This is a genomic window from Caballeronia mineralivorans PML1(12) (assembly GCF_001028175.1).
GTDB classification, from domain to species: Bacteria; Pseudomonadota; Gammaproteobacteria; order Burkholderiales; family Burkholderiaceae; genus Caballeronia; species Caballeronia mineralivorans.
Map to the genome: position 1 here is coordinate 1 of NZ_AEJF01000019.1, position 16,834 is coordinate 16,834.

Here is a 16,834-nt window from a genome sequence, read left to right on the forward strand (position 1 = left end):
CCAACCGAAGGCGTGGGCTGGGAACTGTTCGCGATCGCTTCGGTGGTCATTGGCGGCACGCTGCTCACCGGCGGGGCGGGCTCCGTGCTCGCGACGCTCGCCGGTGTCTTGCTGATGGGCACGCTCTTCACCGTCCTCAATTTCGAAAACGGCCTGGGCGTCATCTCGCTGTCGGCGTACTGGCAGAGCGTGATCCGCGGATTGATGCTCCTGGTTGTCGTCGTCCTGCAGGCCACCGTCATGCAGCGCCGTCACAGACACGCAACTTGAAAATCGATTGAACTCCCATGCACACGTCACAAGAACTTTTTGAATCGATTCTGTCCGAACTGGACCGCTCGGTGCGGCAAATTACAGATGCCGATATTGATCGGCTCGTCGAGCGCATCGCCGGGGCCCGTCACGTCGCGGTTTTTGGCTGCGGGCGCGAAGGCCTGCAGCTCAAAGGCTTTGCCATGCGCCTGTTCCATCTCGGATGCTCGGTGTCCGTGGTGGGAGACATGACGACGCCAGCAATTGGCGCGGGCGACCTGCTGCTCGTCACCGCCGGGCCCGGCGAATTGCCGACGGCTCTGTGCATGACCACGGTTGCACGCAACGCGGGCGCGGCGGTTCTGGCCATCACCGCGCAGCCTTGCGCATCAGTGCCCGCAGCCGCCAGCGAAGTGGTCGTCGTTCCGGCCCAGACAATGGCCAGTGATCAGGGCGAAGATCTCTCCATGCTGCCAATGGGCTCAGTCTTTGAAGGCAGCCTGTTCCTGCTTTTCGAGGTTGCGATCGTGCGCCTGAAGGCCAGGCTTGGCGTAAGTGACGCGCAGATGCGTTCGAATCACACGAATCTGGAATGAGCCGGATGGCCGCGGGCGTCGACATGGCGCTACAATCGAGCGTTTTCCGATAACCGACCCTTTGCTCATGGGAAGAAGAGCCGCAGACTCGAAACCGAGAGCGCCCGTCGATCCGCAGCCCACGCCCGGCCTTGTCAGGCGAAGAGGCCGGCGTGTGACGATGGTTGACGTTGCGCGCGAAGCGGGTTGCTCGCAGGCGACCGTCTCTTTCGTGCTCAATGGGGCCGACGGCGTGAAAATCTCACCTGAGACCCGCGAAAGGGTATTGAAGGTGGCACGCGCGATGGGCTACACGGCGTCGACCTTTCGCGCGCTGGAGCAGCCGCAAGTCCAAGTGTCAGCGACGCCCGGCGCGATTGGCTTTCTTGTCGATCAGCTCGCGACGAGTCCCGAAGCGGCCATAGCCATCGACAGTGCGCATCAGGAAGCCTGGCGCACCGGTCGCATGTTGGTGTCCGCCCAGACCGGATCCGACGCAGTGATGGAACCAACGGCGATTGAGACGCTGCTCTCGCTTGGCGTGTCGTCGATGATCTACATGACGATCATCACGCGCGAGCTTCAAGCGCACCCGATGCTATACGAGTTGGATATTCCCGTGGTTTTGCTGAACTGCTACACGCAAGACCATGCGTTCGCATCCGTCATTCCGAGTGAAATCGCAGGCGGCCAGGCAGCTACCCGTCACCTGATCGAACAGGGGCATCGCCGCATCGGTACGATCATTGGTGAGATGTGGATGGATGCCGCGAGCAGTCGCCTGGAAGGCTACCGGCGAGCGTTGGCCACAGCTGACATTCCGTTCGATCCAAACCTCGTCGTGCAGGGCGATTGGTCGACCACCGGAGGCTACGAGGCTACACGAAGCCTGCTCACTTTGAAGCATCCACCAACCGCCATCTTCTGCCAGAATGACCGCACGGCTTTGGGCTGCTACGACGCGCTGCGCGAAGCAGGTTTGGTCGTACCGGGCGACGTGTCGGTGGTCGGCTATGACGATGAAGAGATTTCGCGTCATCTGCGGCCGAGGCTAACCACGTGCGTCCTCCCGCATCGGGCAATGGGCCGCTGGGCCATCGAGCATCTGCAAGAGTATGAGGGCAAGCCGCGGGAACGTCAGCACTATCCGATTACCAAGATCGAATGCAGTCTGGTGCCCCGGGAATCCGTAGCGCCCCCGAGTTCCTGAGGAGCGCGTCCCATCGCAAGCAAACCATCTGTGCGCTGCGATGACCGATACCAGCCCAGGCCATTCACGGGCGGCGGCTCATAATCGGCCATGCTTGAGGCGCGGTACGCCATGGGGTGCTGGTGACTGCATGGTCGCCGATTACAAGGCAGCCCGACATGACAGCACCGATATGCTCGCCGCTGATCTGATCGTCCCATATTTGCCTCCCGGTCGGACGCATGGCCAGAAAGCCGATAGTCGTGCGGGACTGCTTCTGCGATGATCAGAACGACCGCTTCGGCCGATGCAAGGGCGTTCGCTTTCGACAGGCCGATGGCCGGTTACGGGGCGATGCCGACGCCTGAACGTCCGACCGACGACGCGTATGAACGACGACTGGCCGAACCCGGAAGTACACGGCCAGCCCGAACATCGCGGGTCTCGGCGGGATACCGAACTTCCGTACTCGACCCGGAGCGGCCCTTCGACTTGCCGCTGCCGCAACGGCGCCTTTCCGGGAGCAGCGGCCGCTCGAATGTCTCGCCTCTCGCCGCGCCAGAGGCCCAGAACTGTGACCGACCGCTGCCCCTCCGGGGCGCCAAAAAGAACTACAAGACCCTTTTGAGGAAGCTAGACCAGTCACGCCGTATCCGACCGGAGTGCCCTAAACCGCCTGAACACATCGAACCTGGTCCTGGGATGCTCCGACAAGCGAAAGCCTTCGGGATTCAATGGCGAGAACGTTCAGCCCTTTCAATGGGTTCCGATCGATATGGTGATCAAGCATTGATCATCGCGCCCGCCTTGTTGGGCGCGTTCCAACACCCACCTAAACACCGATCCGATCGCCGGCGCGAGCCTCACGCCGCACCTCCTGCGGCGGTAGGCCAAACCCGCGCATGAACGCTTCGCGCATATGCCGACGATCGCGAAACCCCGTCTCTTTTGCGATCACTTCCAGCGAGTGCCGACTCTTCTCGATCATCAGCCGCGCGGCTTCGAGCCTCAGCCCTTCAATCGCCTTCGCGGGCGACTGTCCCGTCTCCAGGGTGAACACCCGGGTGAACTGCCGCGGGCTCAGATGCGCCGTACTCGCGAGTTCCTCGACGGTGAGCGGCCCGCTCAGGTTCTTGCGCGCATAGTTCAGCGCGTTCTGGATGCGGTCGGACTTTGGCGCGAGATCGAGCATTTCCGAATGCTGCGACTGGCCGCCCGAGCGCCGCTGATGCATCACGAGCTTGTGCGCGACCGAACGCGCCACATCGGCGCCGAGGTCCATCTCGACCATCCCGAGCGCGAGGTCGAGCCCCGCGGTCATGCCCGCCGATGTCCAGATAGGCCCATCGACAAGGTAGATGCGATCTTCCTCGACGCGGATGTCCGGAAACCGGCTCGTCATCGCGCGGGCATGAGCCCAATGCGTGGTCGCGCGCCGGTTCGCGAGCAGCCCCGCTTCAGCCAGTACGAAAGCGCCCGTGCAGATGCCGGCGATGCGTCGCGCGCGCGTAGCCGCCTTGCGCAGGAACGCGAGCACTTCGGCGGGGGGCGTCGAGGTGAGCGGCATGTTGACGCCCGCCGCGATCCACGTGTCGATCGCGGCGCGCCCGCCAAGCGGCCGCGTTCCTACGGACATGCCGAGCGAGGAGCGCACCTCGCCGCCCACCACCGAAAAGTTCTCGATGCTGTAGAAGGCTTCGCCCGCAGCAATGTTCGCGTATTCGAAAACCGACTGTGACGCGAGCGCCATCACCTGGAAGCCATCGCTCAACAAATATCCGATCCGGTGCATGTCGGCCCTCCGCTATTCATCAGGTCAAGCATCCGATGTCAAGAGATGTCCTTAATCACGACCATATACGTCATTTGAGCCGGCGTCAATCCGGACCACAATTACCTCACGCAATCACCAGCGAACTTAACGAAAAAAACCGTCCAGGACGCATAGAAACGAACGCCCGAATAAGGCGGTAGTGACGAGCTCACGCAAACGGTCCACGTAACCCGCGGCGAAGCAAAGTCGCGCACCCTTCTTCAAGGAGTATCACCATGTCCATAGTTTCGACGGCCCAAATTCGGCACAGCTCGTTTGCCACCTCAGCCGCGGCTGTACTCGGCCTTTTCCTGGCCGCTGCCTTCAATTACGCCCATGCCGTTCCGGCCGCGGATCAGCCTTCCGCGACAACGCGCGCAGCGGCTGAAGACAACTCGATCCGGCCCTTCCACGTCCACGTTCCGGACGAAACACTCGTCGACCTCCGCCGCCGCATCGCTGCAACGCGGTGGCCTGACAAGGAGACCGTCGCCGATCAATCCCAGGGCGTGCAGGAGGCGAAGATCCAGACACTGGTGAACTACTGGGGCACGGACTACGACTGGCGCAAGACGGAGGCAAGGTTGAACGCCCTGCCGATGTTCGTGACCACGATCGACGGCGTCGATATCCAGTTCATCCACGTGAAATCCCGTCACCCGCACGCCCTGCCGTTGATCATCACCCACGGCTGGCCAGGCTCACCTCTGGAAATTGAGAAGGCCATCGGTCCACTCACCGATCCTATGGCTTATGGCGGCCGTGCGGAGGACGCCTTCGATGTCGTCATCCCCTCGATGCCCGGCTACGGCTTCTCCGGCAAACCCACCGGCGTTGGCTGGGGTCCCGATCACATCGCGCGGGCGTGGGACGTACTGATGAAGCGTCTGGGATACAAGCAGTATGTGTCTCAAGGCGGCGATTGGGGTTCCGTGGTGGCGGATGCGATGGGGCGTCAGGCTCCCGCGGGGCTGCTGGGAATTCACGTCAATATGCCTGCGACGGTGCCACCGGATGTCGCGATGACACTCAACAATGGCGAACCGGCGCCGGGGGGGCTGTCCAATGTGGAGAAGGCAGCGTACGAATCACTCGCCAACTTGTACAAAAAGGGCGGCGGCTATGCCGCCATGATGGTCACTCGCCCGCAAACCGAGGGCTACGGCCTGGCTGATTCGCCCGCGGGCCAGGCGGCCTGGATGTACGACAAGTTCGCGGCCTGGACCTATAGCGGCGGCGACCCCGAGCGCTCACTCTCCAAGGATGAGATGCTCGACGACATCACGCTGTACTGGGTCACGAACACTTCGACGTCGTCGGCGCGGCTCTACTGGGAGAACAACAACAACAACTTCAACGCGGTAGAACAGAGGACTGCCGATATTTCGGTCCCGGTTGCCGTGACCGTCTTTCCCGGCGAGATTTATCGGGCGCCGCGGAGCTGGACCGAGCGCAGTTATCCCAAGCTCACCTATTTCCATGAGGTAAGCAAGGGCGGCCACTTCGCAGCATGGGAACAACCGCAGCTCTTCGCCGAGGAGCTCCGCGCGGCCTTCAGACCGTTGCGCCGACAACAATGAGGTCCCGCCGGTTGTTGTCGCACGAATGCGCGGCAGCAGCCGGCTTCAAGAGTGCACATTTCAGCACGCGCCTGACATGAAGCGCCTGGTATTGGCCCGCCTTCTACCTTATCGACAAGCAGGGACAGGTGGTCTACACGGACTTCGGCGAAGGCGAAGGCGAACACGAGCAGACCGGGGCTTTCGTATCCCAATGTATCCACGAAGCCGCCGATACACACGCTTGCAAGACGCCCGGTTCACGACACACGCCAGATACGTCGGCGCGCTCAAATGCATCAACGACGGATCGCAACGAATTGCCACGCAACTGATGCGTTTCCGGGCGTTTCCCAACCCTTCATCGTTTCAAGGAGAACAGCATGAAAACTTCGATCATCGCTTTGGCCTTTGCCGCATTCGCCGCTTCGGGCCTGGCCCAGGCCGCTGACAACACCACGGTCTCCACCGCCACGCAGACGGAGCAATCCGGTACGAGCCGCATCGTCGCGTCGCAGAAAACGCGTGCCGACGTGCGCCGCGAATTGGTGCAGGCGCAGAAGGACGGACAACTCGCCAGTCTCAGCACGCTCTATCGCGGAAGCTGAACCTGCTCACTTACGTACTTATTCGAGGCTCCATCACATGAACAAGCATCTCATCACCGCCCTCCTCATCGCAGCGAGTTCAGCTGTTACTGGCTCCGCCTTCGCCAGCAGCGGCTACGGTCCGGCCCCGCACTACAACCCGATCGCAGGCGCGCCCGCGTCGCAACGCGGCCCGAATAGTCAGACGATCAGCATCGATCAAGCCGGCAGCGATCACGGCGCGCGGGCGTTCGGCGGCATGTCCGATACGGCATCGCAGTCGGGCACCCGGCTCGCGGCTGGCGATTCTCTTTCCACCTACTCGCATCACTGAGCCGCCCCGGCAAGGAGTTCAGCATGACTCGAATCGACACAGTGCTGTACACGGGCAAGACTCACACCACCGGCGGACGCGACGGCGAATCGCGCAGTTCCGACGGACGCCTCGACGTCGCGTTGTCAGCGCCGGGATCGACGGGCGGCGGGACGAATCCCGAACAGATGTTCGCGGCCGGCTGGTCCGCCTGTTTCATCGGCGCGATGGGATTGGCGGCGGCGAAGATGAAGGTCGCGCTGCCCGCCGATACGGCCGTCGACGCCGAGGTCGATCTGCGCACCGTCGATGGTGCTTACTTTTTGCAGGCTCGGCTGAACGTCAGCCTGCCGGGTGTGGAGCGCGAAGTCGCCGAGGCGCTGGCGCGCACTGCGCACGAGACCTGCCCGTACTCGAAGGCGACGCGCGGGAACATCGATGTGGTCATCAGTGTGGTCTGAATGCGGCGATGCAGGCGGTGAAACTTCCGCCTGACGAATGAACGGCGGCCGGGATGATCTAGGAGGCCCATTCGCGCCGACTTTCAGCCGATCACCGAAGCATCCGCGTGCGTCCCATGGGTCGGCCGTTCCACGCGCTGCGCCCCATCGAATGCTGATCGACACAATCTCGAAGGAGATATAGCCATGCCGGACGAGATGAATCCTCGCCGTCGCCGTCTGCTGAAGACGACTATTGCAGGCGTCGGCCTGCTCGAAGTCGGACTCAGCGGACTCGCCAACGCGCAAGCGGCCGGGAACACGAGCCCCGCCAAGGACAAGGCCTCTACGCGCGTCGCATCATTCAACACCATTCGCCAGGTCAACGCCGGAGCGCTCAGCATCGGCTATGCGGAAGCGGGACCGGGCAACGGCCCGGTCGTGATCCTGCTGCACGGATGGCCCTACGACATCTACAGCTTCGCCGACGTCACGCCACTGCTTGCGGCCGCCGGCTATCGCGTGATCGTGCCGTATCTGCGCGGCTACGGCACGACCCGCTTCCTGTCCGCCGATACCCCGCGCAACGGGCAGCAAGCCGTCATCGCCGTCGACATCATCGCGCTGATGAACGCGCTGAAGATCGACAAGGCCGTGTTCGGCGGCTTCGACTGGGGCGCGCGCACGGCCGGCATCATCGCCGCGCTGTGGCCGCAACGATGCAAGGCGCTGGTATCGGTGAGCGGCTAGCCGATGTAGTCCGGGACACCAAAGACGAGGTCACCGATGCTCACGCCGATAACGCCTTCACCAATAGCATCAACCGTCCCGGAAACGTCGAAGCCGATGCCGCGCGGAGGTGGTAGCGGAATAAACCCCTGGCACACGGCCCAATCGGCTGGATTGAGGGCGCAGGCATGAACACGAATGCGAACTTGCCCGTCGCGCGGCCTTTGGACGGGAACGTCGTCCAAATGCAATACATCGGCAGGCTCACCATAACGCTGAACCCTAAGTGCTTTCATCTGCGCTGGATCGAAACTCGGCATAACGATTCTCCATGGCGATTGATGGTCGGATGCGAATCGCGGTTGCCCCAACACTTGCGGAAGGAGGGAAACAACGATAGCGTATCGTCATATGCTGACGATACGCGTAAAGTCAGTTTGTGACAATACGATTGGTGAACAATGCCCAGAGATGCAGAAAAAATGCGGCGTCGCCTCCAGGAGGCGGCACTTAAGCTCTTTGCGACTCGTGGTTACGACGAGACTACAGCCGCAGACATTGCGGCGGAGGCCGGTGTTACTCAACGCACCTTTTTCCGGCATTTCCCGGATAAACGGGAAGTGCTCTTCAGTGGAGAGGACGAATTCATCGAAGCTCTGCAGAGCGCTGTCATAAACGTTCCGCACGGTCTCGGGCCTCTGGAAGCGCTATTTCATGCTTTCCCGTCGGTAGAGCCTCTTTTCGTTAAGAACCGCCCGTTCACCGCACCGCGCCAACGCATCATCGCCGGCCACCCTGCCTTGCAAGAGCGGGCACAGACCAAGACCCGAGCTGTTATGTCGGCCTTGGAATCGGCTTTCCGTCAGCGGGGAGTGTCCGACCGGGCGGCGAGCCTTGCAGCACAAGTTGGGATGGCAGCAATCGGTCACGCTGTCGCGGAGTGGTTCGAAAATGGATCGGCAGATCTCGGCGTCTATGTCGAACAAGCCTTCAAGGAATTGCGCGATCTCTCTACTTTCACCCCAGCTCCGTAGCCCCGATCCGCCTTTGAACGGCGATTAAGCCCGGTTACCTTCGCCACGTGCGATCAATTTCCAACGATCAATCCCGAACTCTCGAACGGCTGCTTGTGGCCCGGACCCTGCCTTACAGAGACAGGAACGCGGCGATGACCAATGCAGCAGCTCCGACGATGGATGCCACAGCGCCGACCCAGTTTCCGAAATAGACAAGGCCACCCAGGCCGGCACCGCCTGAGGACAAACCTCGCTCGCCAGTCAGTGCGGCCAGCGGAGTGGAGACGCAAAACCCGTACGCCGACACAATGAACGCGATGACGATCACCCAGGCCAGCGCCGTCGAGACAGTCATTGAGGGCAGCAAGGCGGCCACAGCCAGCATCAACGTTGCGCCGATCGGCAGGCTCAGGTGCGCCACGCGCCAGGAGTTCACGATATTCGGTGGCGCACCGCGCTTGATTGCATTCGCGTAAGGGCCGCCGAGCAGCAAGCCGAAGAGAAGGACTATCGATCCGTGGAGTACAAGATGACGCGCGGCGGTGTGCATGCGGTTCAAGACGGCGTGTAGCGGGCCGGTGGCCGCGCAAGAATTTAGGGAAGTCCTATTGTGGTGCCACTTGTCTCAGTCTTTTGCTAGTGCGTCGTCAGATCCTTTGTTCGCGACATCGAAAACATTCGATATCACTTGTGCGTTAATTAGATACGCAACAACGCCCCTGATTGTCGATGATTCCGGGTGCCGCGTCGACTCACCGTAACTGGCCGGACCCGGTCCGATGGCGAACGGCGGGAGTCAACCCTGAACGACCTTCATGGTCTCCAGCAGCGGTCCGTCGCGAAACGCAGATCGCATCCCGCATAGGGGCGATTCTTCAACGAACTCACTGCCGGAAGTGCCTGAAAAAGCTACGAATGTCGGCCGCGAGGAGTTCAGGTTCTTCCATTGCCGCGAAATGGCCACCACGCGGCATGTCGGTCCATTGCGCGACATTGAACGTTCGTTCCAGCCATACGCGCGGCGGGTGGTTAATCTCTTTCGGAAAGCGCGCAAAGCCGACCGGCGGTAATACACGTTGTCCAGTGGCGAAGCGCATGGGTTGAAGCCTGTTTTCCCAGTACATTTGAAGTGCTGTACCAATGCTCTGGGTGTACCAGTAGAGCGATAAGTTGGTGAGCAGCTCATCTTTTGAAAATCTGCGCTCGATAACGCCCTCGCAATCGCTCCACGCGCGAAACTTCTCGCTGATCCACGCAGCCAGCCCGGCCGGCGAGTCGTTAAGCGACGCGGCTAACGTCCGCGGCCTCGTGCTGTGCATATGCGCATAACCGCCCTCGAGCGCAGCCCACTCACCCTTCTCTCGAAGGAAGTTTTGTTCTGCGACGGTAAGCAGCGAATCAGCGGCGTCGATTGCGGGTTCGTACGATCCCGGCAGAAAGTTGAGATGAATTCCATCGACTACCGGTGAGTGCCGCAAGGCGAGCGCGACCGACACCCCCGCGCCCAGGTCACCACCCTGAGCGCCAAATCGCTCGTACCCAAGACCTCGCATCAGCGATGCCCACAGATCGGCGACCTGAAACGCGGAAGTGCCAGGGGTGGCAGGCGCCGGCGAAAACGCAAAGCCCGGCAGTGAAGGAATAACGACGTCGAAGGCATCGTTCGGGTCCGCACCGAATGCAGCCGGGTCGCACAACCGATCAGCCAACGCATGAAATTCGAAGAACGATCCGGGCCAGCCATGCGTGATGACCACCGGATAGGGCCGGGGTCCAACGCCACGCCGATGAACGAAGTGCACGCGCTGACCGTTCACGTCGGCCATGAATTGAGGTTGCTGGTTCAGACCGCGTTCCGCAGCCCGCCAATCAAAACTGTCGGCCCAGTACTTCACCAATTCGCGCAGCCATGTGGTGTCTGTGCCTTGTTGCCACGACTCGGACGGAGTCGCGGATGCCCACCGGCTGTCGCGCAAACGCCGGCGCAAGTCGTCGATCTCAACATCGGACACGGAAATCTGAAATGGCTCGATATTCATGGCACCTCCTCTGGAAGGGTGCAGTCGATTCTCCACGATCTAACTGGCGGCGTCGAACGCCCACAATTGGCCGTGGCTTGGTCCGATGACGAAGTTCCGTAGACGACCCTGACGGGACATTCACCGCGTTGCCTGCGGCCCTCGGCTTACGAACGCCAAGCTGTCATTCGGGCGGCCACCCTGAATGGAACAGCACAGCCTGAAGCGGGCCACGTGGCACTTTTCTGAATCCAGTCGGGTCCCGCGCTGCTGGAGTTCGCCATTTCCGCCGCCGCGTCGGCACGCTCAGTCTGCGCTGATCCCACAGTCGCCCTGACACATACGTGCATCGAACACCGGTCGAAATGATTCGACGAAAGCCGCCATACTCAACTGAGCGCCGATCGCGTCCGCGAAGCGGCAGCTGGCATCGCGCGCCGTCGGCTCTGCAACAGATACACCCCCGCGAGGATAGCCGCCATCGCGAGCAGATCGAGCGGTCGCATCGGTTCGTGGCCGATCGACAATCCCAGCAGCAAGGCAATGACAGGCGGGATATATGTCACGCTGGAAGCCGCGACCGCGCCGAGCCGCCCGACGATGAAGTAATACAGAATGTAGGCGACGCCGGTTCCGGTCAACCCGAGACCCAGGACGAGCCCAAGCGCGGCACGCGTGTCACCCGTTACACGTGCCATGCCGTGGAAGTCTGTGACGCCGCTGACCACAACGAGCGCGAAACCGATCTGCCAGGTCGACAGCGCCAGAGGTGAAAGCTCGAGGCTGGTGAGAAAGCGTCGCGCGTAGACGAACGAGCATCCGACGCTTAGCGAGCCGGCGACCATGTAGGACACCCCGAGCATATTGACGCCTGCGCCATGCGCATTCCACGGCTGCGCGATCAGCAGCACGCCGGCGAATCCACTCGCGATGCCAACGATCATCCGCGCGCTCGGGCGTTCCTGCCGCAATAGCACCCAGGCGACGACGAAAGAAAACAGCGGGATCGCTCCGCTCAGCATGCCGGCCACGCTGGACAGAAGCAGCGCCGCCCCCTTCGCGAATGCGTAGTAGTAGACCACAGTGGCGAGAAGCGACATCACGAAGAAATGATGCGCGTGGCGCAGATGACGCCATTTCAGCTCGCCCCTGAACAGCGCCATGACGAGGATTGGCAGGAAGCCGAACAGCGTCCGGAGAAATACGATCTGGGATGCCGATATGTCGACGCTCGCCCACTTCATGAACATGAAGTTGGTGCCCCAGATGAGGCCGAGCGCGGCGAAGGCGAGGTAGGCGGGGTTCATGGGGATAATCTCGATGGAGGGCTTCGAGTCTTGATTGTCTTCACGCCGCCTACGCGCTACAAATGATTTAATTTCTTCCATGCAATAGAAAAACTACGCTATGCGACCCATTCCCCCAATGAAAGCCTTAGTAGCTCTGGAAGCTGCCATGCGACTCGGCAGTTTTTCTCTGGCTGCTCAGGAACTGAGCGTGACGCCCGGCGCGGTGGGCCAGCAGATCCAGAAGCTCGAAGACTGGCTCGGTGTCGCCCTGTTCGTACGGCAGATACGACAGGTAACGCCGACCGTGGAAGGTCGCGCGTATTTCGCACGGATCCAGCCGGCGCTCCTGGAGATCATCCATGCCAGCCGCCGCCTGCGGGAGCGTCACAGCAAGGGTGTTCGGCTATCGATGCCGCCGAGCTTTGCCGCAAAGTGGTTCGCCCCTCGAATGGCCGACTTTCTGCAAGCTCACCCGGGAATCGCATTGAGCTTGAACACGACCACCACGCTTGTCGATTTTGAATTCGACGCCGTTGACCTCGCGGTCCGATATTTCGACGGCATCGATTCGCAACTCGCGGTGCAACTGCTTTACACCGACGAGGCACGTGCATACTGCAGCCCGGCTTACGCGAAGAAGTGGAAATTGAAGCGGCCCGAAGATTTTCAATCCGCGACGCTGCTTCACAACACGCTACATCCCCACTGGAGGGTGTGGTTGACACGCTTCAGCAGTCTCGCCGATGCGCAGATCGAGGCGATCAACGGCATTCAGTTCGACCAGTCCTTGATGGCAATCGAGGCGGCCGTGCACGCACAAGGGCTGGTTCTTACAAGTCCCCTTTTGGTGGAAGCCGAGCTCGCTGAAGGGTCCCTTGTCGAACCGTTCGACAAAGCGCTGCCTTTGTCCAACGGATACTATCTCGTACACCCCAATGCGGACGAGCTTCAACCAGCGGTGAAATTGCTGAAAGCGTGGATGGCTGCAAGAAGCACTCCCCTGGATTCCGGTCAGGCAACACATCGATGACTCGAAGCCGTTTCCCCGCGAATGGCACTTGGCCCAGCAACAACGGACGTTTTTCGGTTGGAGATGACGGACCGCTCCTGGCCGGGCCCGGTCCGATGTGAAATGGCGCATGGAGCTGCCGTTGATCGGTCCGCGTCGGGCAGAAGTCGACCCACAACAGCCAATCCCTCCGCTTTCGATTTTGTCCGCTTCGAGGCTGACAAGTGACGTTCGCAACTGGAGCACGAAAAATCAGAAACAGGTCGTAACACCAGTGACGACCAAAATCAGGCCGCCGTCCATGCTGAATTTTCGGCACGCCAGTGTCGGCACCAGTAGTCTCAACACCATCGGGTTACCATCCCGTTTGATACTTCCCGTTTTGTCTGCTTCCTAACAAAATCACATTTGCGTTGCCGCTCGTATGTGCCCTGGAAACGATCACGGAGAAGCCCATGAATGACAACCCGCAAGGCTCCGTGGATCGTGGTGGGAAATTGCGCCGGGGCATCCTGAGGCCAGTAGCGGCGGTTGGCCGTTGGCTGTACCGGGTCGATCCCGGCACGCACCGTCGAATCAAGGGGTTGCGGCTCGTGACGGCGTACGGCATCGCGGCTGCACTCGGGACGTTGCAGGATATTGCCCACAGCGTGCCCAGCAGCATCTCGCTGGGTTATCTTGCTGGAAGCTTCGCACTCTGGGCGAGCGTATCGGAGGGAAAAACGACGCGCGCTGAGTCGAGCCGTGATCTCGTGCTGCTGAATTTTGCCGCCGCGTTAGGCGCGGGCCTGTTCGTGGTTTTTTCCCGGCCGTTGCAAGTTGCGGGTCGGGCGGGACCGGAACTGATTCTCCTGACCGGCGCGTTTCTGGTCGGATATCTCAAACGATTCGGCATCCTGGGTGCCGGAGTCGGATCGCAAATCTATATTGGAGAGTTGCTCGCATACGGCACCCGTCTGACGATTAATGATCTGTGGGCTATTGGGATTGCGGCGCTCATCGCCGCCCTGGCGTCGGTGGTGCCACGGGTGCTAAGCGGCCCCGCCGAGCGGCCTGTCGCGACAGCGGCGCTCGCTGCCGGACCAGCACCCGCTCGTGGGAGGTGCTCGCCGGAGTTCTTCATGGGATTGCAGGCGGCCATCGGTGCTTTGGTCATCGTCGCCCTGAACGGCTTGATTGGTCTTGAGGAGTCCGCCTGGGCGATCACCGCATGCACCTACGTCGTCGCAGGTTCGGCGACCGGTACGATACAGCGTGTGCGTCGCCGTATTCTCGGTACGCTGATTGGCGTTCCGATCGGTCTTGCCTGCCTGCCGGTTGCAGAGCATGCGCCGCTGCTGATCTGGGCTGCAGCCGCACTCGCGATGGTCATATATGCGATGGCCTTGCCAGAGCGCTACGACATCGCCTGCGCGGCGTTCGCTTTCACGTTGATCGTGACGCTTGCAGCAAGTGGCGTGCACTCAGTCCCCCTGCTTGCAGCCCGCGCCTGGGAAACGCTTCTCGGCGGGTCACTCGGCCTGGTCGCCGCCATGATCATTTTTCCGCTCCGATCTTCGGGCCCCGGCAAATAGGCTACGACCGGGCCCGAATCTATCTGCACGCTACAGCGCCAACGAAAGATACTGCCGCGCGTGGTGAGGGTCACCGAACGCAAACGCGACCGGAAGGGTCATGGCCTCATTGCTGCGACCACTACACAATCGCCGGGCATCGATCGTCAACGCTCTTACCTCGACGTCAAACGAAAGCTTCCAGGCTGGGTGGCACCGAACAACTCGATGGCAATTAGCACGCTTTGACCGATTCTCGACAGTCCCGACGAACGTCTGCAATGGGTTGACCTTTTGTCATCCAACGCGATCCCGCGGGTGTCTGTTCCTGGCCGGACCCGGTCCGATGTGAAATGGCGCATAGAGCTGCCGTTGATCGGTCCGCGTCGGGCAGAAGTCGACCCATTGCTGACTCTCGGTGTGCACGATCGAGTGTCCGCTGCGAGTACTTGAACAGACACATACGAGCTAGCTCCCAACACAGGCGCACACCGCGAAAGGCTCACTTGCAAGTCACCTATTTTCTCCGTCGCGCTACGTTGCAACTTCGTCGACCGCTTGTGCCCGAAAGTGCTTTGGCGAACATCCGACGACGCGCCTGAAGGCATTGCTGAACGCGCTCTCGGACGCGTAGCCCAGTGAGCGCGCAAGCACGTTGACGTGCGTTCGGCTCTCCAGTAGAGCCCGCTGCGCAAGGTGCATTCGCCATTTGGTCAGATACGAAAGAGGCGACATTCCGGCAATGGTCTTGAAGTAAGCGGCAAACGTCGCACGTGACATCGCCGCTGCCTGTGCGAGTTCTCGAAGTTGCCAAGCGCGGCCGGGATCATCATGCATGAGTTGGAGTGCCGGCGCGAGACGCCTGTCGCCCAGGGCGCGAAGCCATCCAGCCGGCTGCAATCCGGCCGCCTCGAAGTGCGCCCGCAGTATCTGGATGAACATCAAATGTGCGAGTTGGTTCGATGCGATATGCGCTCCAGGAAAGGCACCTTGCCGTTCCTGAACGAGCTGATCGAGCAGCCATCGCAGCGCTTGCGCCTGGCTCGACGTCCCGCGCACGTGAATGAGAGGCGGTAGCGCGTCCAGCAAAAGCTGGCTGGACGCGATGTTCAGTTCGACCTTGCCGCCAATCATGAAAAACTCATCGCCATCGCCATGATGGACCATATTCCCGACACGCCCTTCGAGGACATCGGCGAGATCGACGCTCTCCGCGTTCAGGTCGGTGCCGAGGACATGTGAGCGCGGTTCGCAGAGCAGAAACACGTCCCCGCTTTCGATGCGAATGGGATCTTTGTCGCCTTCAAATAGGATCCAGCAGCTTCCCCGTTCCACGCCCCAAAACTTGACGGTATTCGCACGCGGGAAATTGATTGCCCATGCGCCGCCGGCTACCAGCCCACCCGAAATGACGGAGCGCGCGCCCATGAGACTCAGAAAGTCGGAGAAAGGATCGATCATGATTGTCAGATTTTCGCGCATGAAACCGCGACTTTCAAGCATTCAAAATCTGACCACTCGGCTTTAAGCTGTGTTAACTGCTTGGACTTTCCAGGTAGAACTCGTAGCCAAATAGACGGAGAGGATGCCATTATCATGAAGCAAACCTGGTTTATCACGGGAGTGAACAGCGGCTTCGGCCGTCACATGACCGAGCAGCTCCTTGCCAGAGGAGATCGCGTCGCCGGTACCGTGCGAGATCTGGATTCGATGACCGATCTCAAAGCGCGCCACGGTGCTGCCCTTTGGCTCGCAAAGCTTGATCTGACAGACACTCCGGCCATCCGCCGCGTCGTCGACCAGGCATTCGGTGAACTGGGTCGCATCGATGTGGTCGTGAGCAATGCGGGTTACGGGCTATTCGGCGCGGCCGAAGAAATGACTGACGAACAGATCACGCATCAGATCGACACGAATCTGATCGGCTCCATTCAAACCGTGCGCGCGGCGCTTTCGCATCTGCGGACTCAGGGCGGTGGGCGCATCATCCAATTGTCCTCGATGGGCGGCCAAGCGACGTTCCCCGCCGGCTCGCTATACCACGCCGGCAAATGGGGCATTGAAGGGTTCATTGATGCTATTGGGCAGGAGGTGGCTGGGTTCGATATCGGTTGCACGTTGGTCGAGCCGGGCGCGGCGCGAACGAACTTTCGCTATCAAAGCGCCCAACTGTCGCCAAAACTCGACGCCTACGATGCGTCGCCGGCGCGCATGGCGCATCGGATGATCGAGGAAAGAACCAGCATACCTATTGGCGATGCCGCAAAGATGGCCGAAATCATGATTGCTAGCGCCGACCAGTATCCCGCGCCCAAACGCATAGCGCTAGGGAGTGATGCCTACAACGTCATGCACAAGCAATTGAGCGACCGTCTCGCTGCTCTAGAGGCACAGAAAGAGCTCGCGTTCTCGACCGACTTCGGGCCGGGTATGTAGGCCTTGCAGCAAGGCAGCTAGAGGACCGTCGCTCACTTTGAAAATCAAGAAACGGG

16 protein-coding genes and 2 pseudogenes are annotated in these 16,834 nt (G+C 60.9%); 12 read left to right on the forward strand and 6 right to left on the reverse strand.

The window, feature by feature from the left end; all coding sequences use genetic code 11:
• The 3 genes and pseudogenes from EOS_RS02865 to EOS_RS02875 form a co-directional block, all read left to right on the forward strand.
• Positions 1-270 (forward strand): annotated as a pseudogene (locus tag EOS_RS02865) (ABC transporter permease); the annotation flags it as partial.
• 17 nt (positions 271-287) lie between these two features.
• Positions 288-848 (forward strand): 6-phospho-3-hexuloisomerase, encoded by a 561-nt coding sequence (hxlB, locus tag EOS_RS02870; protein ID WP_047845102.1) that lies wholly within the window; start codon positions 288-290, stop codon positions 846-848.
• 160 nt (positions 849-1,008) lie between these two features.
• On the forward strand, positions 1,009-2,037 hold the full coding sequence (locus EOS_RS02875) for a LacI family DNA-binding transcriptional regulator (RefSeq protein ID WP_047845103.1): 1,029 nt from the start codon (positions 1,009-1,011) through the stop codon (positions 2,035-2,037).
• Positions 2,038-2,848: 811 nt separating this feature from the next.
• On the opposite strand, the gene EOS_RS02880 is transcribed toward EOS_RS02875, so the two are convergent.
• Positions 2,849-3,808 carry a GlxA family transcriptional regulator gene (locus EOS_RS02880; protein WP_047845104.1) on the reverse strand — a complete coding sequence of 320 codons (960 nt, stop codon included), beginning with the start codon at positions 3,806-3,808 and terminating at the stop codon, positions 2,849-2,851.
• 257 nt (positions 3,809-4,065) lie between these two features.
• Between EOS_RS02880 and EOS_RS02885 the strand changes: the two genes are divergently transcribed.
• The 5 genes and pseudogenes from EOS_RS02885 to EOS_RS02905 all read left to right on the forward strand — a co-directional run.
• Entirely contained in the window at positions 4,066-5,409 is a 1,344-nt protein-coding gene (locus EOS_RS02885; protein ID WP_047845105.1) for an epoxide hydrolase family protein, read from the forward strand.
• A 362-nt stretch (positions 5,410-5,771) separates the two neighbouring features.
• Positions 5,772-5,996 (forward strand): DUF4148 domain-containing protein, encoded by a 225-nt coding sequence (locus EOS_RS02890; protein ID WP_047845106.1) that lies wholly within the window; start codon positions 5,772-5,774, stop codon positions 5,994-5,996.
• Positions 5,997-6,033: 37 nt separating this feature from the next.
• A complete protein-coding gene (locus EOS_RS02895) occupies positions 6,034-6,309 on the forward strand; it encodes a hypothetical protein (protein ID WP_047845107.1) in 276 nt (91 codons plus the stop codon).
• A gap of 23 nt (positions 6,310-6,332) precedes the next feature.
• A complete protein-coding gene (locus EOS_RS02900; protein WP_047845108.1) occupies positions 6,333-6,749 on the forward strand; it encodes an organic hydroperoxide resistance protein in 417 nt (138 codons plus the stop codon).
• Between the two features lie 186 nt (positions 6,750-6,935).
• Positions 6,936-7,475 (forward strand): annotated as a pseudogene (locus tag EOS_RS02905) (alpha/beta fold hydrolase); the annotation flags it as partial.
• Here EOS_RS02905 and EOS_RS02910 read toward each other — a convergent pair.
• The gene (locus EOS_RS02910; protein WP_047845109.1) at positions 7,475-7,777 is read right to left on the reverse strand and encodes an alcohol dehydrogenase catalytic domain-containing protein; all 303 of its coding nucleotides are present in this window, start codon (positions 7,775-7,777) and stop codon (positions 7,475-7,477) included. The pseudogene EOS_RS02905 and the gene EOS_RS02910 sit on opposite strands and share 1 nt — an antisense overlap.
• A 141-nt stretch (positions 7,778-7,918) precedes the next feature.
• On the opposite strand from EOS_RS02910, the gene EOS_RS02915 reads away from it, so the two are divergent.
• Entirely contained in the window at positions 7,919-8,491 is a 573-nt protein-coding gene (locus EOS_RS02915; RefSeq protein WP_047845110.1) for a TetR/AcrR family transcriptional regulator, read from the forward strand.
• Between the two features lie 112 nt (positions 8,492-8,603).
• On the opposite strand, the gene EOS_RS02920 is transcribed toward EOS_RS02915, so the two are convergent.
• From EOS_RS02920 to EOS_RS02930, 3 genes are all read right to left on the reverse strand, one after another.
• Positions 8,604-9,023: a hypothetical protein gene (locus EOS_RS02920; RefSeq protein ID WP_047845111.1), complete on the reverse strand. Its 420-nt coding sequence runs from the start codon at positions 9,021-9,023 to the stop codon at positions 8,604-8,606.
• Between the two features lie 334 nt (positions 9,024-9,357).
• On the reverse strand, positions 9,358-10,512 hold the full coding sequence (locus tag EOS_RS02925; protein WP_047845112.1) for an epoxide hydrolase family protein: 1,155 nt from the start codon (positions 10,510-10,512) through the stop codon (positions 9,358-9,360).
• Between the two features lie 368 nt (positions 10,513-10,880).
• Complete coding sequence (locus EOS_RS02930) at positions 10,881-11,798, reverse strand: DMT family transporter (protein WP_047845113.1); 918 nt, start codon at positions 11,796-11,798, stop codon at positions 10,881-10,883.
• Positions 11,799-11,898: 100 nt separating this feature from the next.
• Between EOS_RS02930 and EOS_RS02935 the strand changes: the two genes are divergently transcribed.
• Positions 11,899-12,810 (forward strand): LysR substrate-binding domain-containing protein, encoded by a 912-nt coding sequence (locus EOS_RS02935; protein WP_047845114.1) that lies wholly within the window; start codon positions 11,899-11,901, stop codon positions 12,808-12,810.
• 434 nt (positions 12,811-13,244) lie between these two features.
• Positions 13,245-14,363 carry an FUSC family protein gene (locus tag EOS_RS02940; RefSeq protein WP_082163202.1) on the forward strand — a complete coding sequence of 373 codons (1,119 nt, stop codon included), beginning with the start codon at positions 13,245-13,247 and terminating at the stop codon, positions 14,361-14,363.
• A gap of 513 nt (positions 14,364-14,876) precedes the next feature.
• Here EOS_RS02940 and EOS_RS02945 read toward each other — a convergent pair.
• The gene (locus EOS_RS02945) at positions 14,877-15,845 is read right to left on the reverse strand and encodes an AraC family transcriptional regulator (protein WP_047845115.1); all 969 of its coding nucleotides are present in this window, start codon (positions 15,843-15,845) and stop codon (positions 14,877-14,879) included.
• A 93-nt stretch (positions 15,846-15,938) separates the two neighbouring features.
• On the opposite strand from EOS_RS02945, the gene EOS_RS02950 reads away from it, so the two are divergent.
• Entirely contained in the window at positions 15,939-16,778 is an 840-nt protein-coding gene (locus EOS_RS02950) for an SDR family oxidoreductase (protein WP_047845116.1), read from the forward strand.
• Positions 16,779-16,834 lie beyond the last annotated feature (56 nt).